Here is a 24,838-nt window from a genome sequence, read left to right as displayed (position 1 = left end):
GACAGCTGACAGTACTGCCGCCCCGCGCGATGCGTCCGGGTGCCGATTCAGGAAGCGGTTGCGTGTCGCGTCGTCCCGGGGCCACTGCGGAGCCCCGGGACACGCGTGCCGCATCAGAGGTTGGTCATGTCCACGGGGATACGGGCGTCAACGCCGTCCCGGAGAACAGTGGCCTCGATCAGACCGTACGGACGGTCCGCGGCGAAGTACACCTCGTTGTCGTTCTTGAGGCCGAACGGCTCAAGGTCCACGAGGAAGTGGTGCTTGTTCGGGAGCGAGAAGCGGACCTCGTCGATCTCCGAACGGTGGTTGATGATGCGCGAACCCATCTGGTACAGGGTCTGCTGCAGCGAGAGGGAGTAGGTCTCCGCGAAGGCCTGAAGCATGTGCTTCTTGGTTTCGGCGTAGGACTTCTCCCAGTTGGGCATCCGCTGCTCGTCGTCGGTCCAGTTGAAGCGCCAGCGACCCGATACCTGGGTGGCCAGGATGCGGTCGTACGCCTCCTGCAGGGTCGTGTACTTGTCCTTCACGTAACCCCAGAACTCGGAGTTCGTGGAGTTCATGACGATCAGGTCCTTGAGGCCGGAGATGACCTCCCAGTTCTGACCGTCGTACGTGATCTGGGTGACGCGGGTCTCCATGCCCTTGCGGACGAAGGAGTGGTTCACCTCGTCGGCGCCGATGAACTTGGAGTTGGCGTCGGACGTGGCGATCCGGTCCCAGGCGTACTCCTCGATCCGGATGCGCGCCCGCTTGATCGGCTCCTGGCTGGTGACGAACCAGCGCGCGAGGTGGATGCCGAACTGCTCGGCGGACTCGATTCCGTATTCCTTGGCGAACGCGTACACCGTGTTCTTGGTGGTGTCCGTCGGCAGGCAGTTGGCGTTCGAGCCGGAGTAGTGGACGTCGTCCATGTCGCCGGAGAGGGCGACCGAGACGTTCAGGTCCTTGATGTGGTGGGTGTCGCCGTCCCGCGTGATCTTGACTACGCGGTTCTCTGCTTTGCCGTACTGGTTCTGGCCCAGAATGGTGGCCATGCTAGCTCCCTCGGTAAACGGAGTAGCCGAACGGGTTGAGCAGCAGCGGTACGTGGTAGTGCTCGCCCGGGTTCACCGCGAAGGTGATGGTGACCTCGGGGAAGAACGGACCGCTGTCCCTTACGCGGGGGGCGTCCTGCTGTGCCTCGGCGGCTTGCTTCTTGGAGAAGTACGTCTCGGTCTCGAAGTCGAGACGCACGTGTGTGGTGCCCTCCGGCAGGGCGGGCAGGTCCTTGCAGCGCCCGTCCGCATCGGTGGCGGAGCCGCCCAGGGCCGCCCACTCTCCGTTGAGCCCGGTACGGGCCGACAGGGAGATGGCGACGCCCTCGGCGGGCTTTCCGATGCTGGTGTCCAGGATGTGCGTGGACACCGACGCGGTGGTCTCGGTGCTCATGGTCACTCTCCCTCTGCGAGTTCTACGAGGCGGGTCAGGCGGATCTTGTTGATCTTGACGAGCTCGCCGCGGGCGATTTCCCGCTCCTGCTCCGGCGAGTTGTCGATCCGGACCTTGACCGCGTCCCGCATGAACTCACCGGTCGCGCCGGTGGCGCAGATGAGGAAGACGTGGCCGAACTTCTCCTGGTACGCCAGGTTGAGTTCGAGGAGCTCGCTCTTGAGCTCCTCCGAGGCACCGGCCATGCCACGCTGCTCGCGGGCGGAGGTCGGGTCTCCCGGCTTCGGCCGGCCGATCGGCGCGTGGCCACCCATCGCGTCACCCAGGTCCTGCGCGGTGAGCTCCGCCATGGCGGACTCGTTCGCGGCGAACAGGGACTCGACGCTGGTGAAGGGGCGCTGGGCGAGCAGCTTGCTCCCCCATGCCGAACTGGCGCACACCTCGTGCAGCTCGGCCGCGGCCGCGCCGTCGTCCAAGGCGTTGAACCGGGTGAGACCCGGGGTCGGACTCGAAGTCACGGTAGGCCTCCGTGGCCTGTTGTTGCTTTGACGGGCTGCGCATAGCTAACGCCCTCGGCAACACGGCGTCAACACTTTGTTGAAACTTCCCGTACACAAAAGCCGCCGCCCGGGTGAATTGGGCGGCGGCTCGTCACCATGGGTCAGACGACGTTCACTCCTGGCTTCGCTGCCGGCTGCTCTTGTTGGCCTTCGCCTGAGTGCCGGCGTCCCTGTTCAAGTAGTTGTAGACCGTGAAGCGGCTTACACCCAGGGCACCCGCGACCGTTTCCACACCGTGCCGCACGGAGAAGGCGCCCCGCGCCTCCAGTATCCGCACGACGTCCTGCTTGGACTTGCGGTCGAGCTGCGACAACGGTACGCCGTGCCGGCGCTCCAGGGCCGCAAGGATGTGATCCAGCGAGTCCGAGAGCTGGGGCAGGCGCACGGCCAGCAGGTCCTGGCCCTCCCAGCTGAGCACGACGTCGTCGGGCTGCGCCTGGGCGGGATCCATCAGCTCGCCGCCCATGGCGTCGACGAGCGGCTTGACCGCGGTGATGAACGGGTGGTCGCGGGGCTCGGTCATGGCGTCTCCTCGCCGATCACATTGACCTGGAGCGACACGCGGGTCGCTCCGGCCTCCAGGGAGTCGCGCAGCAGCGCGCCCACCGCGGCCAGCACCTGACCCGCCTCCCCCTCGGCTGTGTTTCCGAACGGCCCGACGTCCACCGCGTCCAGCTGGGCCTTCTGGATGACCTCGCGGGCCGCCACGGCATGGGCAGGAGCCTCTTCCAGATCGAAGGGCTCGGTCGTGAACTCCACTCTCAATCGCACGCCGTCAAGCTACCCCGCGGTCAGGATTTTTCGGGAGTCCGCACTTGACATCGGCGCGGAACCCCATGCAGTCTTCCATCAAGCAGAAAATAACTTCCGCAATACGGAAGGAGCGCACACCCCTCATGGGATACACGGACCAGCGCTTCGATGTGAACCTTTCGATCCTCTTCACGGAACTCCCGCTCCTGGAGCGTCCCGCGGCCGCCGCCGCGGCGGGCTTCACGGCGGTCGAGCTGTGGTGGCCCTGGATCGAGACCCCCACCCCCGCCCAGGCGGAGCTCGACGCCCTCAAGAAGGCTCTTGAGGACGCCGGCACGCAGCTGGTGGGCCTGAACTTCTACGCCGGCCAGCTGCCGGGCCCGGACCGCGGTGCGGTCTCGGTTCCCGGTGAGGAGTCGGAGCGCTTCAACGCCAACATCAACGTGGCCGCCGATTTCGCGGCCTCGGTCGGCTGCAAGGCGCTGAACGCCCTGTACGGCAACCGCGTCGAAGGCGTGGACCCGGCCGTACAGGACGAGCTCGCCCTGAAGAACCTGGTCGTCGCGGCCCGGGCCGCGGACCGCGTCGGCGCGATCCTCCTGATCGAGACCCTCAACAAGCCCGAGTCGCCGCTCTACCCGCTGGTGAGCGCCCCGGCCGGCATCGAGGTGGTGGACAAGGTGAACGAGGCCACCGGCCTCGGCAACGCCAAGTTCCTGCTCGACCTGTACCACCTGGCGATGAACGATGAGGACCTCTCCGAGGTCATCGAAAAGTACGCCGCCAAGACCGGGCACGTCCAGATCGCGGACAAGCCCGGACGCGGTGCCCCCGGCACCGGCGAGCTGCCCCTCGAGGAGCTGCTCGACCAGCTGAAGAAGGCCGGATACGAGGGCTACGTAGGCCTGGAGTACAAGGCCGCCGACGCTGCCGCGTCCTTCGCTTGGCTGCCGGCCGAGGCCCGCGCCGCCAAGTAAGAGGACAAAGTCCGGGCGATCGGCCAGGCACCTCTCGCACTTTTCGTACGAAGCATTAAGAGAAGGACCCTCATCATGAGCAACCTCCCCAAGATCGCGTGGATCGGTCTCGGCATCATGGGCTCCCCCATGGCCGAGAACCTCCTGAAGGCCGGCTACTCGGTCACCGGCTTCACGCTGGAGCAGGACAAGCTGGACCGCCTGGCCGCCGCCGGCGGCGCCGCCGCGGGCTCGATCGCCGAAGCCGTCAAGGACGCCGACGTCATCATCACGATGGTGCCCGCCTCCCCGCAGGTCGAGGCCATCTCCTACGGTGAGAACGGCATCCTGGAGAACGCCAAGTCCGGTGCGCTGATCATCGACATGTCGTCGATCACCCCGCAGACCTCGATCGACCTCGCGAAGAACGCTGCCGAGAAGGGCATCCGCGTCATCGACGCCCCGGTGTCCGGCGGCGAGGCCGGCGCCATCGAGGCCGTCCTGTCGATCATGGTGGGTGGCGAGCAGGCCGACTTCGACGAGGCCCTGCCGATCCTCGAGGCCCTCGGCAAGGTCATCGTGCTCTGCGGCCCGCATGGCTCCGGCCAGACGGTGAAGGCCGCCAACCAGCTCATCGTCGCGGTGAACATCCAGGCGTGCGCCGAGGCCGTCGTCTTCCTCGAGAAGTCCGGCGTGAACCTCCAGGCCGCCCTCGACGTCCTCAACGGCGGTCTGGCCGGCTCCACGGTCCTGACCCGCAAGAAGGACAACTTCCTGAACCGCGACTTCAAGCCCGGTTTCCGGATCGACCTGCACCACAAGGACATGGGCATCGTCACCGACGCCGCCCGCAACGTCGGTGCGGCCCTCCCGGTCGGCGCGGTCGTCGCCCAGCTGGTCGCCTCGCTGCGCGCCCAGGGCGACGGCGGCCTGGACCACTCGGCCCTGCTCCGCGCCGTCGAGCGCCTCTCCGGCGCCCAGATCTGAGCTCGGATCTGAGCCCCCTCCCCGTCTCGGGGACCTGAGTCTCCGGATGGTGCCGGTGCTGACACCTGTCCTGTCGCGCCCAAGCGCCGGCACCGTCCGGATCACCTCTCTTCAACTTCGTTCAACAGACTGTTGACGTTTAGTTCCTGCCGAAATTAGGCTGTTCCGCATGACGGAAGACACTTTCCGTCAGCAGTTACCCGTACGGAAGGTCACCATGTCGAAGCGCACGCTGACGACCGAGTCCGGCGCCCCGGTCGCCGACAATCAGAACTCCGCCACCGCCGGCGTCGGTGGCCCGCTCCTGGTCCAGGACCAGCAGCTCCTCGAGAAGCTTGCCCGCTTCAACCGTGAGCGCATCCCGGAGCGCGTGGTGCACGCCCGCGGCTCGGCCGCGTACGGCTACTTCGAGGTGACCGACGACGTCACCGCGTACACCAGCGCCGCGTTCTTGAACACGGTCGGCAAGAAGACCGAGACCTTCCTGCGGTTCTCCACCGTGGCCGACTCGCTCGGTGGCGCGGACGCGGTCCGCGACCCGCGCGGCTTCGCGCTGAAGTTCTACACCGAAGAGGGCAACTACGACCTCGTCGGCAACAACACCCCGGTGTTCTTCATCAAGGACCCGATCAAGTTCCCCGACTTCATCCACTCCCAGAAGCGCGACCCCTTCACGGGCAAGCAGGAGGCGGACAACGTCTGGGACTTCTGGGCGCACGCCCCGGAGGCGACGCACCAGATCACCTGGCTGATGGGTGACCGCGGCATCCCCGCCTCGTACCGTCACATGAACGGCTACGGCTCCCACACCTACCAGTGGACGAACGAGCAGGGCGAGGCCTTCTTCGTCAAGTATCACTTCAAGACGAACCAGGGCATCCGCTGCCTGTCGGGCGAGCAGGCCGCCGAGCTCGTCGGCCAGGACGCGAACTCGCACCAGACCGACCTGCTGCAGGCGATCGAGCGCGGTGTGAACCCGAGCTGGACCCTCTACGTCCAGATCATGCCCGCCGCCGAGGCCGCGGACTACCGCTTCAACCCGTTCGACCTCACCAAGGTGTGGCCGCACAGCGACTACCCGCTGCAGCGCGTGGGCCGTCTGGTCCTCGACCGCAACCCGGACAACGTCTTCGCCGAGGTCGAGCAGTCCGCCTTCTCCCCGAACAACTTCGTCCCGGGCATCACCGCCTCGCCGGACAAGATGCTCCAGGGCCGTCTCTTCGCGTACGCCGACGCCCAGCGCTACCGCCTCGGTGTGAACCACACCCTGCTGCCGGTCAACGCCCCGAAGGCGACGAAGGCCGAGAACTACGGCCGCGACGGTGTCATGGCGCTGCGCAACGGTTCGCGCCACGACAAGAACTACGAGCCCAACTCGTACCAGGGTCCGGCGGAGACCGGTCTCGCGCTCGGCGCCCCGAAGGCCGTCTCCGGCTACACGGGCACCCACGAGGCCCCGGCCCATACCAAGGACGACGACTTCTTCCAGGCCGGTGAGCTCTACCGCCTGATGTCGGAGGCCGAGAAGCAGCGTCTGGTGGCGAACATCGCCGGCGGCCTGTCCCAGGTCACCCTTGAGGACGTCATCGAGAAGAACCTGGCTCACTTCCACGCCGCCGACGCCGACTACGGCAAGCGCGTCGAGGAGGCCGTGCGCGCCCTGCGCGACGCCTGAGCCACACAGCTGTACCGGGGGCCTGACGGGAGGTCAGGCTCCGGGTGCTGAGCCCGACCCGTGGACCCGGATGAGGGGTGGTACGCGGCGAGGGCAGGACGAGGACCGTGGCAGGCGTGCGAGCCAGTGCGGTGGTAATGGGTTCTCAAGGCCCGTCTCTTGACCTGAGGGAGACGGTGCCGGAGTTCTCGTCGCCCGCCCGCCACGGTCCCAGCCACTCCTCTCCGTACAGGGGCCACGCACAGAGCCCCCTGTACGAGGAGGTGAACTCCTCCCCACACACTCCGCCCGGCGGCGCGAACGTCCTGTCGCGCCAGCCTCGCCCCGTCGGGCGGTAACAACCAGAGCGCCGAGTCACGGACGGTCCCGTGACTCGGCGCTTTGTCGTGCCCGGGCGAAACCACTCTCGGGCGCCCCACCGGAAGGAGTCGCCGCCGGGTTCGGTGTCCAGCGCCTCTCGGTGGAACATCAGCGTGCCGAGGAAGAACAGCCCTCCCAGGAGGAGCAGGCCGGCCACGACCACGACGGGGACCAGCGCCTCCCGCGGCGTCACGAGGACGAACAGCGCGAGCAGCGCGAGCAGGGTCCAGGCCAGCGCGCAGACCGCGACCGGCAGTTCGAGGCGTCCGAGGCCGAAGGCGCCCTCCTGACGGCCCAGGCGGCCGCGTACGGCCAGGTAGAGGACGATCGTCGCGCCGTAGATGAGGGCCGGCAGGATCGTCGACGCCGTGATCAGCTCCAGCAGTGCCGCGCCGGGCAGCGCGACCATCAGGACGAACCCGAGCGCGAGGATCAGGAGGATCGCCGGGACCGGCGTCTGCGTACGGGGGTCCACCCGCCGCATCAGCCGGTGCGCGGTGAACCGCGCGTCGCGCGACATCGCGTAGACCCGCCCGTCGACGCCCCCGCCGCCCCGGCCAGCTCGCTCTCCAGCGGCCCCCGCGGCTGCGGCAGGCCCGGCCAGTGTCCTGTGCCGGGCCGCCCCGCCCGGGGCGCCGACGGCCGACACACGCGGCGGAGCCCCGAACGGACGCCGCCGTACGGGGCCGGGCGGCGCCGGAACGCGGAGCGACCCCCGCCCTCCTCGCGGAGGGACGGGGGTCGCCGCGTACAGCCGGACCGGGTGGTCAGACCTTCAGGGCCTTGATCGCGGTCGGGGCGTGGCCCGGCTCGGTCGCGAGCTCCTCGAACTCGGTGACGTCGCTCATGTCGACGGTCTTGCTCATCGAGATGTTGGTGACGCGCTCCAGGATGGCCTCGACGACGACCGGGACCTGGAACTCCTGGGCCAGCTTCTTGGCCTGCTCGAAGGCGGCGCCCAGCTCGTTCGGGTCGGTGACGCGGATGGCCTTGACGCCCAGCCCCTCGGCGACCTTGACGTGGTCGACGCCGTAGACGCCGAGCTCCGGGGTGTTGATGTTCTCGAATTCGAGGTTGACCTCGAAGTTGATGCCGAGGCCGCCCTGCGCCTGACGGATCAGGCCCAGGTAGGCGTTGTTCACCAGGACGTGGACGTAGGGGACCTTGTGCTGCGCGGCGACCGCGAGCTCCTCGATCATGAACTGGAAGTCGTAGTCGCCGGAGAGGGCGACGATCGGGGTCTCCGGGTCCGCGGTGGCGGCACCGATGGCGGCCGGGATGGTCCAGCCGAGCGGGCCGGCCTGGCCGCAGTTGATCCAGTTGCGCGGCTTGTAGACGTGCAGCATCTGCGCGCCGGCGATCTGGGAGAGGCCGATGGTGGTGACGTAGCGGGTCTCGGGACCGAACGCCTTGTTCATCTCCTCGTAGACGCGCTGCGGCTTCATGGGGATGTTGTCGAAGTGCGTACGGCGCTGCAGGGTGGCCTTGCGCTCCTGGGCGGAGGCGGCCCAGGCGGAGAAGTCCGGCAGCTTGCCCTCGGCCTTGAGGTCCTTCGCGACCTCGATGAAGAGCTCCAGCGCGGCCTTGGCGTCGGAGGCGATGCCGAAGTCCGGGGCGAAGATCTTGCCGATCTGGGTGGGCTCGATGTCGACGTGGACGAACTTGCGGTCGCCGCGGTACGCGTCGAGGTTGTAGCCGGTGTGACGGTTGGCCCAGCGGTTGCCGATGCCGATGACGACGTCGGACTCCAGGAAGGTCGCGTTGCCGTAGCGGTGCGAGGTCTGGACGCCGACCATGCCCGCGGCCAGCTCGTGGTCGTCCGGGATGGTGCCCCAGCCCATCAGGGTGGAGATGACCGGGATGTTCGTCAGCTCGGCGAACTCGACCAGCAGGTCGGAGGCGTCGGCGTTGATGATGCCGCCACCGGAGACGATCAGCGGGCGCTCGGACTCCAGCAGGAAGCGCAGGGCCTTCTCGGCCTGGGCGCGGGTGGCGCGCGGCTTGTAGACCGGCAGCGGCTCGTAGGTCTCCGGGTCGAACTCGATCTCGGTGAGCTGGACGTCGATCGGCAGGTCGATCAGGACCGGGCCGGGACGGCCGGAGCGCATCAGGTGGAAGGCCTCCTGGAACACACCCGGAACCTGGGCGGCCTCCAGGACCGTGGTGGCCTTCTTGGTGACCGGCTTGGCGATCGAGGCGATGTCGACGGCCTGGAAGTCCTCCTTGTGGAGCTTCGAGACCGGAGCCTGACCGGTGATGCACAGGATCGGGATCGAGTCCGCGATCGCGGAGTACAGGCCGGTGATCATGTCGGTGCCGGCCGGGCCCGAGGTACCGATGCAGACACCGATGTTGCCCGCCTTGGCACGCGTGTAGCCCTCGGCCATGTGGGAAGCGCCCTCGACGTGGCGGGCCAGCGTGTGCTTGATGCCGCCCACGTTCTTGAGCTCGCGGTAGAACGGGTTGATCGCAGCACCGGGCACGCCGAACGCTTGTTCGACACCCTCGAGCTTGAGGATCTCAACTGCAGCGGCGGCGGCTGTCATACGAGGCATCAGGTTCTCCTGCGGGTCTGGCGGTCAGGCTTTTCCGTCATCCGGAAGTTTTGTTCTGCTATACGGAACAAGCTAAGTGGCGACTTCCCTGACGTCAAGGCGCTTCGAGACCCCGGATGCCACCAAAAGCCGCGTCTCGCTCGGTGCGTTGCACAAATGACCGAGCCTCCGGCGGGAATCCACCGGAAATGGCGGGCATGCTCGCCCCGGCGGTGGCGGGTGGTGGAGCATGTACCTACGCACAGCGACGGAGGGGGTCCAGGTCTCATGGCGGAAGCGGTACCGGTGCGCTGCCCGGCGTGCCTGCGCGAGAACGGCTACACCGCCCCGGTCTTCCCCTGCGCCTGCGGGAGCCCGGTCAATCCGCCGCTGAACCTGACGGCGCCGCCGGAGCCGCTGACCCATCGGACCTGGTCGGACAGCTGGGTGGCGGTGCGCTGCGAGTCGTGCGGGCGGGAGAGCGAGTGGCCGCAGCCCGAGCTGGGGTGCGGATCGTGCGGGACGGTGGTGCGGATTCCGGTACACCCCGTACACGGCGTTCGTCCCGTTCATCCCCTGCACCCGGGCGAACGGGCCGAGCGGGCCGAGTACCGGAGCGGCGGTGTGAGCGACACGTCTCCCGGGGCGGCCGATCCTGCCCGGGCGACCGCCGATCGGCGCGATCCGCAGCCGGCGCACATACCGCTGCCGCCGACGGCCCCGGTGCCGCGCCCCGCGTTCCGCCCGGTGACCATCCGTACGGCCCGCGACGCGGTGGCCACCGCCGCGCTGTATCTGCGCTGGCTCGGCTTCCAGGACGTACGGCAGCCCGACGGGCGGCCGATCCCCTCGGCGGCCGTGGACCTGCGGGCTCCGGGGCTGGTCGCGCAGGTGGACCCGACCACCGGGCCCGCCGGGGTGCGGGCGGTGGAGTGCGTCTGGCTGAACGGACTCACGGCTTCCGCGACCAGCGTCTACTTCGCGCTCGCCGGATACACGCAGGACGCCCGCGCCCGCGCGGACGACCTGGGGATACCCCTGTTCGTCATGGACCTCACGGGCATGCCCCAGCCGGTCAACGACCCGGCGGACGAGCTGATCGGTACGGGCGCGTAGCGGGGGTGCGGCCGCCGGGGCACGCGCCGGACAGCCCTTAGGCTCGGAGCCGTTGTCCGCTTCCAAGCCAGGAGAGCCCGATGAGCCTTTACGACATCCCTCTGACCAGTCTGTCCGACGAGCCCACCAGCCTCGGCGCCCACAAGGGCAAGGTGATCCTGCTGGTGAACACGGCCTCCCAGTGCGGGCTCACCCCCCAGTACTCGGGGCTCGCCCGCCTGCAGTTCACGTACGAGGAGAAGGGCTTCACCGTCATCGGGGTGCCCTGCAACCAGTTCGGCGGGCAGGAGCCCGGCAACGCCGAGGACATCCAGACCTTCTGCGCGGCCGGTTTCGGCGTCACTTTCCCGATGCTGGAGAAGTCCGAGGTCAACGGCGAGAACCGGCACGCCCTCTACCAGGAACTGGTGAAGGTCCCGGACGCCGACGGCGAGGCGGGGGACATCCAGTGGAACTTCGAGAAGTTCCTGATCTCCCCCGCCGGCGAGGTCGTGGCGCGCTTCCGTCCCCGTACCGAGCCCGAGTCCCCCGAGGTCGTCGCCGCGATCGAGGCGCACCTGCCCGCGTAGGTCCTGCCGCCGGGCCCGGCCGAGGCTCAGGCCGGGCTCGTCGCACTCCTGCGCCGAGCCGGCCGCGGTGCCGGAGGTGGTGCGGGAGGTGCTGCTGTGACGGGAGTCGGCCCTATGGCGCAGTACGAAACATGAGCCTGGTGGAACTGATCGCCCGCGCGGACGAGCGTGCCCTCGCCGCGAGCGCCGTCGCCTGTGTAGACCGCTGCCTGCCCCTCCTCGAAGGCGTCGAAGGCCTCGGCCTCGACGCCGACGAGTCGGTGCTGCGCCCCCTCTGGGTCGCCGTCGAGGGAGGGGACCGCTGGCTCGGCCGGCTGCGCGCCGCCGGAATCCGGGTGAGCCGGATCACCCCGGACTGCGAACTCGCCGAGTACGCGATGCGGCTGGTGGAGCACATCCCCGAGACCTACTGCGGCGAGGCGCTGCGCGCCTGGTCCGACGAGTGCTCGACCGTACTGCTCGCCGTCCACCAGCTGCTGGACGGCGCCCCGGCCGTCGACGAAGCCCGTATCGCCGCGTACCGCACCGGTGGCACGGACGGCATCGGCCCGCTCACCCTCGGCGAGCAGCGCCGCCAGGCCGCGCTGCTGGAGATGCTCGCCGACGAATCGGGCTCGGGGCTGCGCGGCGCCCTCGCCCTGTCCAACGAGGGCAAGCGGGTCCTGCGCGCGGCGGTGTCGCGACGCAGCAGGACGCTGGGGGCATCGGCGGGCTGACGCGCTGACGCGGCCGAGACAGCCCGCGCGCCCGCCCGCTCCTCCCCCGGCAGCTCCCGAGCCGCGCGTCACCGGCGGCCGGGGCGAACCGGTGACGAGCCCGCCAGGCGGGTGGCGGAGCGTTCCAGTTCGCGGAGCATGAGTCCGACCGCCGGGACGGAGGGGAAGCCCGGCATGGACAGGGCTACCACCTCCCGGTGCACGACGGGCTCCAGGCGGAGCAGCCGGATTCCCCTCGTCAGCGGCCCGCTGAGGGCCAGCTCCGGCAGGACGGCGACTCCGAGGCCCGCCGCGACCAGTCCGATCACGGTCTGGTAGTCGTCCGTCCTGTACTCCGCGCGCGGTTCGAAACCGGCCTGCCCGCACAGCCGCAACAGATGGCTGTGACAGCGGCTGCAGCCCATGACCCAGGATTCGTCGGCCAGTTGGGCCAGTTCCACTTGTTCCGCCTCCGCGAGGCGATGCGTATCCGGCACCAACACGACCAGGGGATCCGCGAGGAGCGGGCGGACCACGAGGTCCTGCCACTCGGCCTGCGTCTTCGTGCCCGCGCCGGGGATCTCCGAGTAGCGGAAGGCAAGGGAGATGTCGCAGTCGGCGCTGCGAAGGAGGTCGATGGAGCGCGGAGGCGGCGACGACGACAGGGACACCTCTATGCCCGGATGGGCGGCGCGCATCGCGGCGAGGGCGGACGGTATGAGTGCCGAAGTACCGCTCAGGAAGGAGGTGAGCCGGACCCGGCCGGCGCGCAGCCCCGCGAATGCCGCCATCTCCTCCTCGGCCGCGTGGAGTCCGGTCAGCACCCCGACCGAATGCCGCACCAGGGCCGCACCGGCCTCGGTGAGCCGTATCTCGCGGCCGGTGAGTATCAGAAGCGGAGTACCCATGGCCAGTTCGAGGGCTTTCATCTGCTGGCTCACGGCCGGCTGGGTACAGCCCAGCTGCCGCGCCGCGGCAGCAAAAGAGCCCGATTCCGCAACGGCACGCAGCGTGCGGAGATGACGCGTCTCGATCATGGGATGAAACGTAAGCGGGAGGAATGGCATCGAGCAACTCACCCCTACCGAGCGAAAACATCGCGCCAATGGCGCGAAATAATTCGGCCCACACGGCGACACTTAGGCGATTTTGCCAAGCCTTGAACATCGACCATCACGGGGATTTCATATAAGTACGCCTTTCGGCACCGGTAAGGCAGGTGATATCGAAATGGGTGCCTAACGGGACAACTGACACAAGCTCGCACGTGACGCGGTTCACGCCCAGCCCCGCGCCGCTCCCGACTTATGGCTGCCAGTAGGTTGCCTTTGGTTGCCGGGGGCACTCGATGCCACGTACAACGACGCCATGCACGACAAGATCGTCAGCGCCGTCCACGGCGCATTCGGAGAAATACTTCAGGGCTACACCGCGGGCGCGAACGGGTTCGAGCACTTCCTCTTCACGGCGCCGGTCGAGGAGTTGACCTGCGCAGCGCGGCTCCGGCGAGCCGAGAGCCATGGCACCCAAGCGCTCACGATCAGCCCGGCCGACCGGACCAAGGCACTCTCCGCCTTCGAGACCCTCAGCGCCGAACTGGGCCTCTCCACCTCCGGCATCACCATCGACATCACGTCGAACATTCCCGTGGCCAAAGGACATGCGAGCTCGACCGCCGACATCCTGGCCGTCGCACTGCTCTGCATCCGGGAGGCCTACCCGGCGACCCCGGCGCCGGTGGCGCACGCGCTCGCGCTCTCCGTGGCCCGACGGCTCGAATACGGCGACTATCTGCTGCACCCCGGAATCGCCTCCTGCGCCCAGCGGTCACAGACCCTGATCACGCAATATCACACTGATTTGCGCTGGAGCATCGTCGGGGTGGACGAGGGCGGCTGGGTGCGGACGGATGAATTCCACCGGGAAGTCCCGGAGGACCCGGGGAAGGCCCGTGTCTACGAGCGGCTCTTCCGCGAACTCGACGCGGCGCTCCTCGCGAACGACGGCAAGGCGGCCGCAGAAATTGCGACGCTCAGCAGCGAACTGCACAATGACCGGCTCCCCAAGAAGTCCTTGGAGGACCTCATGGCAGTCAAAAGGGAATGGGGGGCACTCGGTGTGTGCGTGGCGCACAGCGGAACGCTGGCCGGGCTCATCTTCTCGAAGCACCAGACGGACCACGATCTTCGCGTCGCCGAATCCCGGCGAGAACTGCGTTCTCTCGGCTACGACAGCGACCTCTACACACTGAAGGAGTCGGGGCGCTCATGAGCCGCACCGTCACGACGGACTCGACGACAGAGCCGGGACACGAGGCCCCCGGCACCGTCCCGGACGGGCCGGAACCCGCGGCGGAGGAACAGCCGGGCCACCGCGCCCGCTCCCAGCTCATGGTGCTCCTCGCGGTCTGCTGCCTGGCCCTCGGCGGCGTCTTCGTCCGGATCAGCGAAGTGGGTCCGGTGGCCACCGGTGGTTACCGTTCGCTGCTCGCCGCGCCCATGCTGCTCGGCATGTCGCTGGCGGCCGCCCGCCGCACCCGCCTGAACGCCTCCGCCCCCACCGCCTCCGGCACCGGCCAACCGGGCGCCACCGCTCGGATCGGGCGGCGCGACCAGCTCCTCATCGTCCTGGGCGGGCTGTTCCTCGCCGCCGACCTGTGCCTGTGGAACATCTCGTTCCTCTTCACCTCGCTGGCCGAGGCGAACCTCCTGGCCAATCTGGTGCCGTTCATCATCGCCCCGCTCTGCCTCCTCCTCTTCGGGGACCGGCTGCCGTGGCGGCTCGCCCTGCCCGCCCTGCTCGCGCTGGCCGGCCTGTACATCCTGGTCATCCTCGGGACGGGCCTCGACCCCGAGCATCTGCGCGGGGACCTCCTCGCACTGGCCACCGCGGTGTTCTACGCGCTGTTCCTCGTCGTGGCCAAGGGGCTGCGCGAACGCCACGAAGCCACCCGCATCATGGCCACCCTCAGCCTGGTCTGCGGCGTCGCCTGCTTCGCGGTGGCGGCCGTACTCGGCGAGAGCATGTGGCCCACCAGCGTGAAGGGCTGGCTCGTGCTGATCGCCCTGGCGGTGACGTCTCAGCTGCTCGGCCAGACCCTGATGGCACACGCCGTGAAGTACCTGCCGCTCCAGCTCGCCGCGCTCTTCGTGCTGCTGCAGCCGGTCGCCGCGGCCGTCTACGGCCTGGTCCTGTTCGACCAGCGTCTCAGCCTGGTGCAAATGGCGGGCATCGGCGTGCTGCTCGTTTCGATCTTCTGGGCCAAGAACCTCCTGGAGGGCAAGAAGTGAGCCGGTCCCACCCTTCGGTGCTGCCCCACCGCGGCCCCGACCCCTACGAACTCATCGAAGAGCTCAGCCGGCTGAGCACCGTGGACTGCGGCGGCTTCGAGACGGGCGGACTGCGGCTGCGCGCGATCCACGGCAGCCCGGCCACCGAGTCCAGCTTCAAGTCGATCCTCGGTCTTGGGCTGCTCCTGCTGGCCCGTGAGCAGGGACTGCTCGCCGAGGGCCAGACCGTGGTCGAGTCCACCTCGGGCTCCCTCGGACTCGGCCTGGCGGTAGCCGGCCGGCTGCTCGGACACCCCGTGCACCTGGTCACCGATCCCGGCATCCCGGACATCACCCGACGGAAGATCGAACTGGTCGGCGGGGTCCTTCACATCGCCGGGACCCCGCATCCGGTCCTCGGCAGCCAGCAGGCCCGCGACGACCTGCTGCGGACCATCCTGTCCGAGCACCCCGACTTCTACTGGACCAACCAGAACGACAGCCCGCTCAACCCGCAGGTGTACACCCGCTGGGTGGTGCCGCACCTGATGGGCGTCCTCGACTTCTCCCGGATCACCGCCGGAATCTTCTGCGTGGGCAGCGGCGGCCACTTCTCCGCGCTGTCCGCGATGCTGGAGGCCAAGGGCATACCCTCCTACGTGGCGGACCGCGAGGGTTCGATCACCTTCGGCGGCTCGCCGGCCCGGAGCATCCTGCGCGGAACCGGCAATCAGAACCGGATCCCCGCCGTGATCGACGCGGCCAGGACCCGGGTCAGCGGCGTCTACCAGGTGTCCGACGCGCAGGCCTGCGACGGAGTCCGGGAGCTGGCCGCCAGAGGCCTGAGCGTGGGCGGATCGTCCGGCGTCTGCTTCATGGGCGCGGGCCAACTCGCCGCGGACCTGGGCCCGTCCGCCGACGGCGACATCCTCACCTTCTTCGCCGACCGCGGCGAACTGTACGGAACCACGCTGCTGAACGGAGGACGGACCGATGATTAGCCCCGCCCTGTGGAGCAAGGCTCCCGCCACTGCCCAGGTCTACCACCACGACCCGTACGCGACGACCGCGACGGCAGTCGTGCTGGCGGTCGAGGGGCACCATGCGGTCTTCGACCGGTCGCTGTTCTACGCCGAGTCCGGCGGGCAGGTCGCCGACCAGGGAAGCATCGACGGCCGGCGTGTGGTGGACGTGCAGAAGGCGGGCGGCCGGCCCTACCAGCTGCCCAACGGTGAAGTCGCCACGATCGACTCGGTGTTCTGTCACGTGTTCGAGGAACCGTGTTCGCTGGAGGTGGGAGCGGAGGTCACCATGGAGATCGACTGGGAACGCCGCTTCCGCAACATGCAGATGCACACCCTGGCGCACTTCCTGTTCCACGCCACCGGTGAATACCTCTCGGCGCACGGCCAGACGCGCTCGACCCGCGGCTGTCACATCAGCGACAGCGCCGCGCGCTTCGACTTCGGCTGCGCGATCCCCAGCGAGGCGGTGCCGGAGATCCAAGGCCGTGTCCTCGCCCTGCTCGGGTCCGCCGGGGAGGCGGTCGTGACCCCCCTGCCGGGGGCCGACGACGTCTTCGTCTGGCGTTCGGGAGAGATCGAGATCCCCTGCGGCGGCACCCACGTGCGGCATCCGAAGGAGATCCGGGGCGGCATCACCGTGCGCCGCCGCACCAAGGGGAAGGGCGGCACCCGCCTCTATGTCGAGCTGGACCGCGATGCGGACTGACGAGCACCCCACGCGCGCGGACACCCCGCTCCGAGGGGCCGCCGAGCCGCATGCGGACGCCCCGCGGTTCATAGCGGACGCGGACGTCCTGCGCGGCCGGCGCACCCTGAAGTGGCAGGTGGGCCCGCCGGAACCGGACCGGATCTGCCTCGGTGTCGCGGAAATGGATCTGGAGACACCGGAGTTCCTCCGCAGCGCCCTCGAACGCGCCGTGCGGGACGGCGAGACGGGATACGGCCTCACCGGCGAGCAGGAGCAGGCCTGCGCACGCCATCTGGCCCGTGAGCACCACGCCTCCACAGCGGGGCTTCGCTGCACGACGGACATACTGGCCGGGCTCCGGACACTCCTGCGGGACCAGCTGCCGCCCGGCACCCCCGTCATCGTGGAGACACCGGTGTACGGCGACCTGTTCACGGTGATCGAAGAGGCCGGCATGCGGCCGGTGGCCGTGCCCCTGCTGCGGGACGCGGCCGGCTGGCGTCACGACTTCGCAGCGCTCGACGCTGCCGCCGCAGCCGGTGCCGGGGCCTGGATTCTCTGCCAGCCGCACAACCCGGTAGGGCGGGCCTGGAATGACGAGGAGACCTCCGCGGCACTCTCCCTCGTACTGGAGCACGATCTGCTGCTGCTCGCGAACGAGGTGCACATGCCGCTCGGGCTCGCGCGGCAGCCGCGGTCCGTGTTCGCCGATCCCGCCGCGCACCGGGCCCGGGCCTTCGGCCTCACCTCGGCGTCCAAGGCGTTCAACATCGCCGGCCTGAAGAGCGCCACGGTCTACGCCTCGGACCGCACGGCCGGGGCGCTCGCCGGACTGCCGCAGGGTCTGCTCGGGCGCCCCGGAAGCCTCGGTGCCATCGCCACGGTCGCCTGCTACGAGCAGGGGACCGGCTGGCTGACCGCACTGCGTGCCCTGCTCGCCGAGCGTGTGGAACTGGTCCGTACGGAACTCTCCCGGCTCCCCCTGCAGGTGGACGTCGTCGTACCCGAGGCCACCTATCTGGTGTGGGCGGGAATCCCTGCGCCGGACCAGGCGGAGCGCTTCGCCCGCGCCCTCACCGACGCCCGGGTCCACACCCTTCCCGGGGCCGGCTTCGGGGGCGATGCCTACGCCGGGTTCTTCCGGATCAACGCCGCGAGCCATCCAGCGGTCCTGGGCGAGGCGTTCGACCGGATCGGGGCAGCGCTGTGAACGGTGGCGTGGCCGGGCACTGAGGGGCCTGTTGCCAGTTGCCTGGTGTGCTCGGTTGGAATCTGCGCACGACGAGCCTTTCGACTCGTCACCACCCTGACCTGCGCAGATTCCAACCGAGGCAGATTCCAGCCGACCAGGAACGGCTCGCCGGTCAGTTGACCTCGCGGTCGAGACCGGACCAGTACGGCTGGCGGAGCTTGAACTTCTGGATCTTGCCCGTGGCCGTGCGCGGGATGGCATCGCGGAACTCGACCGTGGTCGGTGCCTTGTAGCCGGCCATCCGCTGCTTGCAGTGGGCGATGATCTCGGACTCCTGTGCCGTCGCGCCTTCGGCCAGGACCACGAGGGCCTTGATCGTCTCGCCCCACTTCTCGTGCGGCACGCCGATGACGGCTACCTCGGCGACCGCCGGGTGGCTGAAGATCGCGTCCTCCACCTCGATCGACGAGACGTTCTCACCGCCGGTGATGATCACGTCCTTCTTCCGGTCGGAGATCGTCAGGTGCCCGTCGGCCTCATCGATCGTGCCGCCGTCGCCGGTGTGGAACCAGCCGTCCTCCAGGACGGCCGCCGTCTCCTCCGGCTTGCCCCAGTAGCCGTCCAGCACGACGTTCGACCGGGCCAGGACCTCACCGGAGTCGGAGACCTTCAGTGTGACCCCGAGCGCCGGCAGCCCCGCGCGGGACAGCTTGCGCGCCCGCTCCTCCCCCGGCAGGTCCGCATCGCCGGGCCGGGCCCGGTTGAAGGTGAGCAGCGGCGAGGTCTCGGTCAGGCCGTAGATCTGCGTGAACTCCCATCCCAGCTCCTCACCGATCCGCTGGATCATCTTGCTCGGCGGCGGGGCTCCCGCGCAGACGATCCGTACGCGGTCACGGCCCGGGATCTCGCCCTGCCATGTCGTCGCCGCATCGAGCACCGCGTTCCACACCGCGGGCGCGCCGCACATGAGCGTGACACCGTGTTCGTCCACGCGACGCAGGATTTCGGCGCCGTCGACCTTGCGCAGCACCACCTGCTTGACGCCGAGTCCGGCCATCACGTACGGCATTCCCCAGCCGTTGCAGTGGAACATCGGCAGCGTGTGCATGTAGACGTCGCGCTCCCACACACGGGTGTGCAGCCCGAAGGTCAGACCGTTGACCCAGATGTTGCGGTGGGTCAGCTGCACGCCCTTGGGACGGGCGGTGGTGCCCGACGTGTAGTTGATCGTCGCGGTGGCGTCCTCGTCCGGGTTCGACCACGGGCGCGGCTCGACGCCGAAGCACATCAGCTCACTGTCCGTCTGCTCACCGAGGACGAACCGATGGCGGACCTTGATCCCGGAGAGCATCTCGTCGAGCTCCGGGTCGACGAGCAGGACCGAGGCCCCGCTCTGCTGCAGCACGTAGTCGATTTCTTCGGGCTTGAGACGGAAGTTGACCGGCACACAGATCCGACCGCTCATCGGCACCGCGAACAACAGCTCAAGCATCCGCGCCGAGTTGTGGCTGACCACCGCCACCCGCTCGCCCTCACCGACGCCGAGCCGGTCGAAGCCCGCCTGCCAGGCCCGAACCCGCTCACCCAGCCGCCCGTACGTCGACACGGGCACCGGCGGCCCGGGCTGATCCGGCTCGTCGACCACGCCGGCGCTGGAGGAGAACCCCAGCTCGGCCCGGTCGAGGAAGTCCGCGACGGTCATCGGAATCCGCATTGCTCTCTCCTGGTATCGGGACAACTGCATGGAGCGGCGCCGACGGCACGCCGTGACATCGGCGGTCACGCGGTCAGCTGCAATGGAGAACGAATGACACCTGATCTCGGTGCCTCGAAGACGTCGTCGGAGCGCCCGACGCGGTGAGGTACCCGTCGGCGTCGCGCGCGGCCGGGAACGGGGCGGTGGCGCCGTTCGGCGCACTGCCGGGCCGCGCGCTTTCGGCCCGTACACTCCTGGCCCGCGCACTTTCGGCCCGCGCACTTTCGGTCGTCATGCCAGGCATCGTGCCGCGTGCGGCGTCCGCACCACCAGAGCGGCGTCAGCCGTGGATTGACGCGAAGCGTACGGAGACCTTCGCGGGGGCCTCGGATCCTGCGCTCATGGCGCTGACCATCAGCTCTGCCTCGGCGGCGATCTCCTCCCTCCGCGCCGGGGAGGCCTTCCCGAACAGCTCCACGGTGACCTCGCTCCCCTCCTGCTTCCAGAGGCCGGCGAGGAAGCCGTCGACGAGCAGGGTGCAGTGGGCCTGGTTCCCCGTCCAGGTACGTCCCTTGATCTCGGGGGCGACGACGCGGGAGCGGTCGGCGTGGGAGAGGAGGAGGTTGTCGAATTCGGGGAGGAAGCGGGGCGGCGCCGGGGTGTCGGCGTCGGGCCGGGGTGCGTCGGGCAGGTCGAAGAGCTCGACGCCGTTCCCGTCGCGGAAGACGGCCAGGCCGGGGCGCAACCGCTCGAAGGCCTCCCGCAGCCGGGTGAGCCCGGCCCAGATCTGCATGTCCTTGACGGAGGCGGGTCCGAAGGCGGCCAGGTAGCGCAGTACGACGTCGTCCACGGGCTGCGCCTCCCCGGCGGGCCGCCCGAGCCAGTTCTCCACGGTGGTGAGGCGGACCCCGCCGCTGCGCCCCCACACGCCGCGGGGCGTGACCTGGACCAGCGGGAGCCGGCACCGGGCGGCGACGGACAGGGACTGCGGGTCGGCCTCGGGCCACTCCCCCAGCAGTTCCTCGCGGATCTCTCCCATGGTGCGCGGCTCGCTCTCGACGAAGGCACGGGCGAGCTCGGCGAGCCGTTCGAGGTCCACCCCGACGAGCCCCTTGCGGAAGTAGTTCACCTCGCGGTCCCGGGCCGGCTGGACGAGGGGCCTGAGGGTCAGGGCGTCGTGGGCGGTGTGGGTGTGGATGGTGGATCGCATGGTGACCATCCGGACGGCCTCCCGGGACTCCATCAGGCCGGCCAGCTCGGCGGGCCTGAAGTCGGCGAGGCGGGCGTGGAGCTGGAAGTAGGGAGGCTTCACGTTCTGCGCCTGGAGTCCGAGAAGGTGCGCGACCGCGTCCCGCGCGGACATCTCGGCGCGGCTCAGCAACAACTGGCGGGCGAGCGTGGCACGGTTCAGTGCGCGGGTGTCGAGCACGGGATGCGTTGTCCTGGAGGCCATGGCAGCAACCTAACTCCCCTTGCGGACAACCACTGTCCGCAAGTCGGCGGCGATGAGGCAGCCGTCGATCAGGTGGCGCCGGAGTCGGATCTCGCGCAACTCACGTAACTCGCGTAACTCATGTAACTCGTGTACCGAATGCCGTGTGAGCCATCGCTCTGCGGATCCCGTGCACGGCGGCCCCGGGCTCCACGTCCGTGAGGACGCTCGCCACGGCGGGCACCTCCCGCACGGCCGCCAAGGGGCGCGGCCGCCTCGGCCGGCTGGTTCAGCTCACGACCGGGGAACAGGCCGTCGGCACGAACGCCTCGGGTCGTCGGCAGTGAGCCGACGACCCGGGGTCGCGTGTGGTCAGTAGCCGCTGCTTTCGTAGATCCGCTGGCCGTCGTACTTGCCGCCCTCGCAGTACCAGTAACCGTTGCTGTGCTTCACCTGGTAACCGCCGCCGTACTTGCAGTCCGCCAAGGACACCTGGGGTGCGGCCGCCTCGGCCGCGAAGGACCCGGTGACGCTCATTCCTGCGAAGGCCAGGGTTGCGAGGGCCAGGCCGAGCAGTCGTCGAACGCGCATGGCTTGCTCCTCTCGGGGTTTAGCCCGTTTGGGTCTTCCCAGGATGACCGGGCGGCATGTCCGTGGCATGCACAAGTACTCCCATCGGATGCCCCTGGGGGCGGCAGGGTGCGGGCGAGCCGGATCGGTCGTTGGTGTGCCGTAGGCCGTTTCGGAAGGGTCGGGCGGACCGGGGGTGGCCCGGCAGCAGCGGCGGCGGGCTGAGCGCACGCGATTCGGTGCGGGCCATGGCAGCTCCCTTTGCGGACACCTGCTGTCCACAAGTCGGCGGCGCGTCCCACGGGGCGACGGTCGCAGAAGTCCCGGACACGAGGTCCGGCGCCCTTTTCTCCCGTATATCCTGCCTCTTGCCCGTAAACAGACGTTCGACCGTTCTACCGGGAGCAGACCTGCGATGTCGGAGCGCCCAGACCGCCGCCCCTCTCCCTCCGTCGGCAAGCGCGCGGGCTGGCGTCGCCCCGCCTCCCCGTCCGACACGCCCCCGGCGGGACCTCCGGCCGCCCCGCAGCCCGCCCCGTCGGACCCAGCCGCCCCGAACCACCGCAGCGTGATCGACTCGGCCGTCTACCGCGACGGCCGCCGCATCGCCTCCCCCACCACCCTGGCGGACACCTTCCGGCTGCTGCGCGAGGAACCGGAAGGCATGGCCTGGATCGGCCTGCACCGCCCCACCGAGCCCGAACTGCACTCTCTGGCAGGCGAGTTCAACCTCCACGAGCTCGCCGTCGAGGACGCCCTGGAGGCCCATCAGCGCCCCAAGCTGGAACGCTACGGCGATACCCTGTTCGTCGTACTGCGCGCCGCCCGCTACCTGGACGCGCAGGAGGAGGTGGAGTTCGGCGAGCTCCACATCTTCGTCGGCCCGGACTTCCTGATCACGGTCCGCCACGGCGGCGCCCCGGACCTCTCGTCGGTCCGCCGCCGCATGGAGGAGACCCCGGAGCTCCTCTCCCTCGGCCCCGAGGCCGCCCTGTACGCCATCCTCGACGCGGTGGTCGACGGCTACGCCCCGGTCGTCGAGGGCGTCCAGACCGACATCGACGAGATCGAGACGGAGGTCTTCCGCGGCGACCCGGCGGTTTCCCGCCGCATCTACGAACTCTCCCGCGAAATGGTCGAGTTCCAGCGCGCCACCCGCCCCCTGGTCGGAATGATCCACGGCCTGATGGCGGGCTTCGCCAAGTACGGCACGGACGAGGAACTCCAGCGCTACCTCCGCGACGTGGCCGACCACGTCACCCACACCAGCGAGCGCGTCGACGGCTTCCGCCAGGCCCTCACGGAAATCCTGACGGTGAACGCCACCCTGGTCTCCCAGCAACAGAACGCCGAAATGCGCGCCCTGGCCGAAGCCGGCTTCGAACAGAACGAGGAGATCAAGAAGATCTCCTCCTGGGCGGCCATTCTGTTTGCGCCCACACTCGTGGGAACCATTTACGGCATGAACTTCGAGCAGATGCCTGAGTTGAGTTGGAGTCTCGGATACCCCTTCGCGGTCGGCTTGATGGGTGTGGTTTGCGTCAGTTTGTACGCAATTTTCAAGCGCCGGGACTGGCTCTAGAGTCGGCCGACTCTGCTCAAGCAGCTTGCATGGATTGCTCTTGCTCCTCTCGATCGGAGAGCCATACGGGGCGCTGGGGAGTGCCTGGGGAGAAGTGATGCGGGTGATCTCGTCTACCTGCCTCCAGCAAGGCCCTGACCAGGATTTTTGCCCTCCTGTAGGCGTTGGGGAGAATCCGGGGAGAATCGACTGGCGATCCACGTCCTGCATCCGCGGCTTCGCCTCTTCGTGCTCAACATCTCGCGGCGCCCTTGCTGCACGCGCAACTGATCACAGAAAGTGACATCGGCACGGAGTCACACCTGGCTCACTTTGGGCGCAGGCCCGCGCATCACGGCCCGCATCGCTTCTGCGGCCGCCATAATGGAGGCATGTCCTCCAGCCCACAGCATCCTGCACCCGCGCCGAGGGAGCTCTCCGGCGCGGAAGCCGAGGACCTCGCGTTGTACCAGGAGAAGTTCCGGCGCCGTCTGCCGGAATCGCTGGACGAGCTGCACGGGCCGGCGCACGGTGTCGTAGAGCTGCCGCTGCACCTGGCCTGGTCCGGGATGACCTCGTACGACCTGGGCAAACCTCGCCAGCGCGTGGGCCTGTACCGCACCGTCCTGCACGAGGGCCTGCACGACGACCTGCCCCTCTACCTCAATCAGGATCTACTCCTCCAGCTGTGGCCCGTGCTGCGCACGCTCGTCGGTCGCACCGTGCGCACCGTGTGGGAGGACGCCTTTCCCCAGCTCGCCTCCCGCACCCGGGCAGCCGCGTGACGGACATGCCGGAGCTGCACACGCGGCTCCTGGCGGATGTGATCGCCCTCGGCTCGCCGTATCCCTTGGTCCTCACCGGCGGGTATGCCGTGAGGGCGCACCGCCTCGTGAACCGTCCCAGCCAGGACCTCGATGTCGCCACCGAGAACCCGGCGCCCATGGCCGACATCGCGGCCGCAGTCTGTCGCGGCCTCGAGGCCCGGGGCTGGAGAGTGCAGGCGCTGGAAACTGCCCCGCTGTCCGCTCGCTTCACCGTGACCGACCCGGTCACCGGGCAGGACTGTGAAGTCGACATCCTGAAGGAAATCTTCTGGCGGCCCGTCTCCCAGAGCCCGTACGGGCCCGTCCTCGCGGAGGAGGACGTGATCGGGACCAAGGTTCGCGCCCTCGCCGACCGCGGAGCGCCCCGCGACCTGATCGACGTGTTCGCTGCCTCCCGCCGCTGGACGAACGAACTCTGAACTCGAGGAGTTCGGCCGCCGCCACGCCCGTGGCCGCTTCGAGCGCGAGGACTTGCAGGCGAACCTCACGGGCGCCGAGTGGACTGACGACGAAGCCTTCGGGGCCTACGGCCTGGATGAGACCACCATCGCCGCTCTTCGTACCTGGGCCGTGGAGTGGGCCGATGACCTCGCGGCCCGACTCCTCGAAGAGTCCGGTGATCCGGACATCGACTGATCGAATCCGGACGAGACCGCATCTGCCTGCCGACAAGACCGACCAGCCCCAAGAACTTCAGACACCGGACGGGCTACGAAACCCGGCATCGCGCCGCGTCCGCACATGTCGAGGGCTGCGACAGCCGTGGCCGGTAGGGCCATGCGCTCCCGAGCGCCTGTGCCGCCCTGCGAAAGGTCGCGAGGGCAGAGGATGTCCGCATCGGGCGGCGTCGGGACCGTGTGTTCCCAGAAGGACGGTGGCCGCCGCAACCGGGTTTGAGCTCGGCACACCGGCAGCGCCATGATGGGGCCGTTCGAGTGGCAC

Annotated in this window: 25 protein-coding genes and 1 pseudogene; 15 read left to right on the top strand and 11 right to left on the bottom strand. The window is 69.0% G+C overall.

Going from position 1 to position 24,838, the window contains the following annotated elements; all coding sequences use genetic code 11:
• Positions 1-113: 113 nt before the first annotated feature.
• From pucL to OG737_RS25435, 5 genes are all read right to left on the bottom strand, one after another.
• A complete protein-coding gene (gene pucL / locus OG737_RS25455; RefSeq protein ID WP_328928514.1) occupies positions 114-1,037 on the bottom strand; it encodes a factor-independent urate hydroxylase in 924 nt (307 codons plus the stop codon).
• Position 1,038: 1 nt separating this feature from the next.
• Entirely contained in the window at positions 1,039-1,431 is a 393-nt protein-coding gene (uraH, locus tag OG737_RS25450) for a hydroxyisourate hydrolase (RefSeq protein ID WP_405922027.1), read from the bottom strand.
• Positions 1,432-1,433: 2 nt separating this feature from the next.
• On the bottom strand, positions 1,434-1,949 hold the full coding sequence (gene uraD, locus OG737_RS25445) for a 2-oxo-4-hydroxy-4-carboxy-5-ureidoimidazoline decarboxylase (RefSeq protein WP_328928513.1): 516 nt from the start codon (positions 1,947-1,949) through the stop codon (positions 1,434-1,436).
• Positions 1,950-2,103: 154 nt separating this feature from the next.
• Positions 2,104-2,514, bottom strand: coding sequence for a helix-turn-helix domain-containing protein (locus tag OG737_RS25440; protein ID WP_328928512.1), 411 nt, complete (start codon positions 2,512-2,514; stop codon positions 2,104-2,106).
• Positions 2,511-2,762, bottom strand: a complete 252-nt coding sequence (locus OG737_RS25435) for a thiamine-binding protein (protein WP_328928511.1) — start codon at positions 2,760-2,762, stop codon at positions 2,511-2,513. The genes OG737_RS25440 and OG737_RS25435 overlap by 4 nt, the downstream gene beginning before the upstream one ends.
• A 125-nt stretch (positions 2,763-2,887) precedes the next feature.
• Between OG737_RS25435 and OG737_RS25430 the strand changes: the two genes are divergently transcribed.
• From OG737_RS25430 to OG737_RS25420, 3 genes are all read left to right on the top strand, one after another.
• Positions 2,888-3,721 (top strand): TIM barrel protein, encoded by an 834-nt coding sequence (locus OG737_RS25430; RefSeq protein ID WP_328928510.1) that lies wholly within the window; start codon positions 2,888-2,890, stop codon positions 3,719-3,721.
• A gap of 75 nt (positions 3,722-3,796) precedes the next feature.
• A complete protein-coding gene (locus OG737_RS25425; RefSeq protein ID WP_328928509.1) occupies positions 3,797-4,687 on the top strand; it encodes a 2-hydroxy-3-oxopropionate reductase in 891 nt (296 codons plus the stop codon).
• A 217-nt stretch (positions 4,688-4,904) separates the two neighbouring features.
• Entirely contained in the window at positions 4,905-6,362 is a 1,458-nt protein-coding gene (locus tag OG737_RS25420) for a catalase (RefSeq protein WP_328930470.1), read from the top strand.
• Positions 6,363-6,507: 145 nt separating this feature from the next.
• On the opposite strand, the gene OG737_RS25415 is transcribed toward OG737_RS25420, so the two are convergent.
• Both OG737_RS25415 and gcl read right to left on the bottom strand, forming a co-directional pair.
• On the bottom strand, positions 6,508-7,242 hold the full coding sequence (locus OG737_RS25415) for a hypothetical protein (RefSeq protein WP_405677752.1): 735 nt from the start codon (positions 7,240-7,242) through the stop codon (positions 6,508-6,510).
• Positions 7,243-7,489: 247 nt separating this feature from the next.
• Positions 7,490-9,277 (bottom strand): glyoxylate carboligase, encoded by a 1,788-nt coding sequence (gene gcl, locus OG737_RS25410; protein ID WP_328928507.1) that lies wholly within the window; start codon positions 9,275-9,277, stop codon positions 7,490-7,492.
• Between the two features lie 267 nt (positions 9,278-9,544).
• Here gcl and OG737_RS25405 point away from each other — a divergent pair, with 267 nt between their 5' ends.
• The 3 genes from OG737_RS25405 (at position 9,545) to OG737_RS25395 (ending at position 11,657) form a co-directional block, all read left to right on the top strand.
• Positions 9,545-10,372 (top strand): hypothetical protein, encoded by an 828-nt coding sequence (locus OG737_RS25405; RefSeq protein WP_328928506.1) that lies wholly within the window; start codon positions 9,545-9,547, stop codon positions 10,370-10,372.
• 80 nt (positions 10,373-10,452) lie between these two features.
• Entirely contained in the window at positions 10,453-10,941 is a 489-nt protein-coding gene (locus tag OG737_RS25400; RefSeq protein WP_328928505.1) for a glutathione peroxidase, read from the top strand.
• Positions 10,942-11,072: 131 nt separating this feature from the next.
• Positions 11,073-11,657 carry a hypothetical protein gene (locus OG737_RS25395; RefSeq protein WP_405922026.1) on the top strand — a complete coding sequence of 195 codons (585 nt, stop codon included), beginning with the start codon at positions 11,073-11,075 and terminating at the stop codon, positions 11,655-11,657.
• A gap of 68 nt (positions 11,658-11,725) precedes the next feature.
• On the opposite strand, the gene OG737_RS25390 is transcribed toward OG737_RS25395, so the two are convergent.
• Positions 11,726-12,673 carry a LysR family transcriptional regulator gene (locus tag OG737_RS25390; RefSeq protein ID WP_328928503.1) on the bottom strand — a complete coding sequence of 316 codons (948 nt, stop codon included), beginning with the start codon at positions 12,671-12,673 and terminating at the stop codon, positions 11,726-11,728.
• A 331-nt stretch (positions 12,674-13,004) separates the two neighbouring features.
• Between OG737_RS25390 and OG737_RS25385 the strand changes: the two genes are divergently transcribed.
• Genes OG737_RS25385 through OG737_RS25365 form a run of 5 tightly spaced genes read left to right on the top strand, consistent with a single transcriptional unit; the run spans position 13,005 to position 17,828 of the window.
• Entirely contained in the window at positions 13,005-13,907 is a 903-nt protein-coding gene (locus OG737_RS25385) for a hypothetical protein (RefSeq protein WP_328928502.1), read from the top strand.
• Positions 13,904-14,926: a DMT family transporter gene (locus OG737_RS25380; RefSeq protein ID WP_328928501.1), complete on the top strand. Its 1,023-nt coding sequence runs from the start codon at positions 13,904-13,906 to the stop codon at positions 14,924-14,926. The genes OG737_RS25385 and OG737_RS25380 overlap by 4 nt, the downstream gene beginning before the upstream one ends.
• Positions 14,923-15,906: a pyridoxal-phosphate dependent enzyme gene (locus tag OG737_RS25375; RefSeq protein WP_405922025.1), complete on the top strand. Its 984-nt coding sequence runs from the start codon at positions 14,923-14,925 to the stop codon at positions 15,904-15,906. Before OG737_RS25380 ends, OG737_RS25375 begins: the two co-directional genes overlap by 4 nt.
• Entirely contained in the window at positions 15,899-16,636 is a 738-nt protein-coding gene (locus OG737_RS25370; protein WP_328928499.1) for an alanyl-tRNA editing protein, read from the top strand. The genes OG737_RS25375 and OG737_RS25370 overlap by 8 nt, the downstream gene beginning before the upstream one ends.
• On the top strand, positions 16,626-17,828 hold the full coding sequence (locus tag OG737_RS25365; protein ID WP_328928498.1) for an aminotransferase class I/II-fold pyridoxal phosphate-dependent enzyme: 1,203 nt from the start codon (positions 16,626-16,628) through the stop codon (positions 17,826-17,828). Before OG737_RS25370 ends, OG737_RS25365 begins: the two co-directional genes overlap by 11 nt.
• Positions 17,829-17,982: 154 nt before the next feature.
• Here the strand turns inward: OG737_RS25365 and OG737_RS25360 are convergent, their stop codons facing one another.
• Together OG737_RS25360 and OG737_RS25355 are read right to left on the bottom strand one after the other, a co-directional pair.
• Positions 17,983-19,524, bottom strand: a complete 1,542-nt coding sequence (locus OG737_RS25360) for an AMP-binding protein (protein WP_328928497.1) — start codon at positions 19,522-19,524, stop codon at positions 17,983-17,985.
• A gap of 322 nt (positions 19,525-19,846) precedes the next feature.
• Positions 19,847-20,959: a winged helix DNA-binding domain-containing protein gene (locus OG737_RS25355; RefSeq protein WP_405922024.1), complete on the bottom strand. Its 1,113-nt coding sequence runs from the start codon at positions 20,957-20,959 to the stop codon at positions 19,847-19,849.
• A 197-nt stretch (positions 20,960-21,156) separates the two neighbouring features.
• Between OG737_RS25355 and OG737_RS25350 the strand changes: the two genes are divergently transcribed.
• Positions 21,157-21,285, top strand: coding sequence for a hypothetical protein (locus OG737_RS25350; RefSeq protein WP_405922023.1), 129 nt, complete (start codon positions 21,157-21,159; stop codon positions 21,283-21,285).
• Positions 21,286-21,310: 25 nt separating this feature from the next.
• On the opposite strand, the gene OG737_RS25345 is transcribed toward OG737_RS25350, so the two are convergent.
• Positions 21,311-21,529, bottom strand: a complete 219-nt coding sequence (locus tag OG737_RS25345; RefSeq protein WP_328928494.1) for a hypothetical protein — start codon at positions 21,527-21,529, stop codon at positions 21,311-21,313.
• A 394-nt stretch (positions 21,530-21,923) separates the two neighbouring features.
• On the opposite strand from OG737_RS25345, the gene OG737_RS25340 reads away from it, so the two are divergent.
• The 3 genes and pseudogenes from OG737_RS25340 (at position 21,924) to OG737_RS25330 (ending at position 24,532) form a co-directional block, all read left to right on the top strand.
• The gene (locus OG737_RS25340) at positions 21,924-23,090 is read left to right on the top strand and encodes a magnesium and cobalt transport protein CorA (RefSeq protein ID WP_405922022.1); all 1,167 of its coding nucleotides are present in this window, start codon (positions 21,924-21,926) and stop codon (positions 23,088-23,090) included.
• Between the two features lie 371 nt (positions 23,091-23,461).
• Positions 23,462-23,854, top strand: a complete 393-nt coding sequence (locus tag OG737_RS25335; RefSeq protein ID WP_266662337.1) for a hypothetical protein — start codon at positions 23,462-23,464, stop codon at positions 23,852-23,854.
• A 5-nt stretch (positions 23,855-23,859) separates the two neighbouring features.
• Positions 23,860-24,532, top strand: a pseudogene (locus OG737_RS25330) (nucleotidyl transferase AbiEii/AbiGii toxin family protein).
• Positions 24,533-24,838 lie beyond the last annotated feature (306 nt).

This window comes from Streptomyces sp. NBC_00122 (genome assembly GCF_045160845.1).
GTDB lineage: Bacteria > Actinomycetota > Actinomycetes > Streptomycetales > Streptomycetaceae > Streptomyces.
Note: the sequence above shows the minus strand (reverse complement) of the source record. Positions and strands in the feature narration are given on the sequence as shown.

Coding starts and splice junctions, on each gene's coding strand:
- pucL (WP_328928514.1), bottom strand. CDS start 1,037: ATGGCCACCATTCTGGGCCAGAACCAGTACGGCAAAGCAGAGAACCGC.
- uraH (WP_405922027.1), bottom strand. CDS start 1,431: ATGAGCACCGAGACCACCGCGTCGGTGTCCACGCACATCCTGGACACC.
- OG737_RS25440 (WP_328928512.1), bottom strand. CDS start 2,514: ATGACCGAGCCCCGCGACCACCCGTTCATCACCGCGGTCAAGCCGCTC.
- OG737_RS25430 (WP_328928510.1), top strand. CDS start 2,888: ATGGGATACACGGACCAGCGCTTCGATGTGAACCTTTCGATCCTCTTC.
- OG737_RS25425 (WP_328928509.1), top strand. CDS start 3,797: ATGAGCAACCTCCCCAAGATCGCGTGGATCGGTCTCGGCATCATGGGC.
- OG737_RS25420 (WP_328930470.1), top strand. CDS start 4,905: ATGTCGAAGCGCACGCTGACGACCGAGTCCGGCGCCCCGGTCGCCGAC.
- OG737_RS25415 (WP_405677752.1), bottom strand. CDS start 7,242: ATGTCGCGCGACGCGCGGTTCACCGCGCACCGGCTGATGCGGCGGGTG.
- gcl (WP_328928507.1), bottom strand. CDS start 9,277: ATGCCTCGTATGACAGCCGCCGCCGCTGCAGTTGAGATCCTCAAGCTC.
- OG737_RS25405 (WP_328928506.1), top strand. CDS start 9,545: ATGGCGGAAGCGGTACCGGTGCGCTGCCCGGCGTGCCTGCGCGAGAAC.
- OG737_RS25400 (WP_328928505.1), top strand. CDS start 10,453: ATGAGCCTTTACGACATCCCTCTGACCAGTCTGTCCGACGAGCCCACC.
- OG737_RS25395 (WP_405922026.1), top strand. CDS start 11,073: ATGAGCCTGGTGGAACTGATCGCCCGCGCGGACGAGCGTGCCCTCGCC.
- OG737_RS25390 (WP_328928503.1), bottom strand. CDS start 12,673: ATGATCGAGACGCGTCATCTCCGCACGCTGCGTGCCGTTGCGGAATCG.
- OG737_RS25385 (WP_328928502.1), top strand. CDS start 13,005: ATGCACGACAAGATCGTCAGCGCCGTCCACGGCGCATTCGGAGAAATA.
- OG737_RS25380 (WP_328928501.1), top strand. CDS start 13,904: ATGAGCCGCACCGTCACGACGGACTCGACGACAGAGCCGGGACACGAG.
- OG737_RS25370 (WP_328928499.1), top strand. CDS start 15,899: ATGATTAGCCCCGCCCTGTGGAGCAAGGCTCCCGCCACTGCCCAGGTC.
- OG737_RS25365 (WP_328928498.1), top strand. CDS start 16,626: ATGCGGACTGACGAGCACCCCACGCGCGCGGACACCCCGCTCCGAGGG.
- OG737_RS25360 (WP_328928497.1), bottom strand. CDS start 19,524: ATGCGGATTCCGATGACCGTCGCGGACTTCCTCGACCGGGCCGAGCTG.
- OG737_RS25355 (WP_405922024.1), bottom strand. CDS start 20,959: ATGGCCTCCAGGACAACGCATCCCGTGCTCGACACCCGCGCACTGAAC.
- OG737_RS25345 (WP_328928494.1), bottom strand. CDS start 21,529: ATGCGCGTTCGACGACTGCTCGGCCTGGCCCTCGCAACCCTGGCCTTC.
- OG737_RS25340 (WP_405922022.1), top strand. CDS start 21,924: ATGTCGGAGCGCCCAGACCGCCGCCCCTCTCCCTCCGTCGGCAAGCGC.
- OG737_RS25335 (WP_266662337.1), top strand. CDS start 23,462: ATGTCCTCCAGCCCACAGCATCCTGCACCCGCGCCGAGGGAGCTCTCC.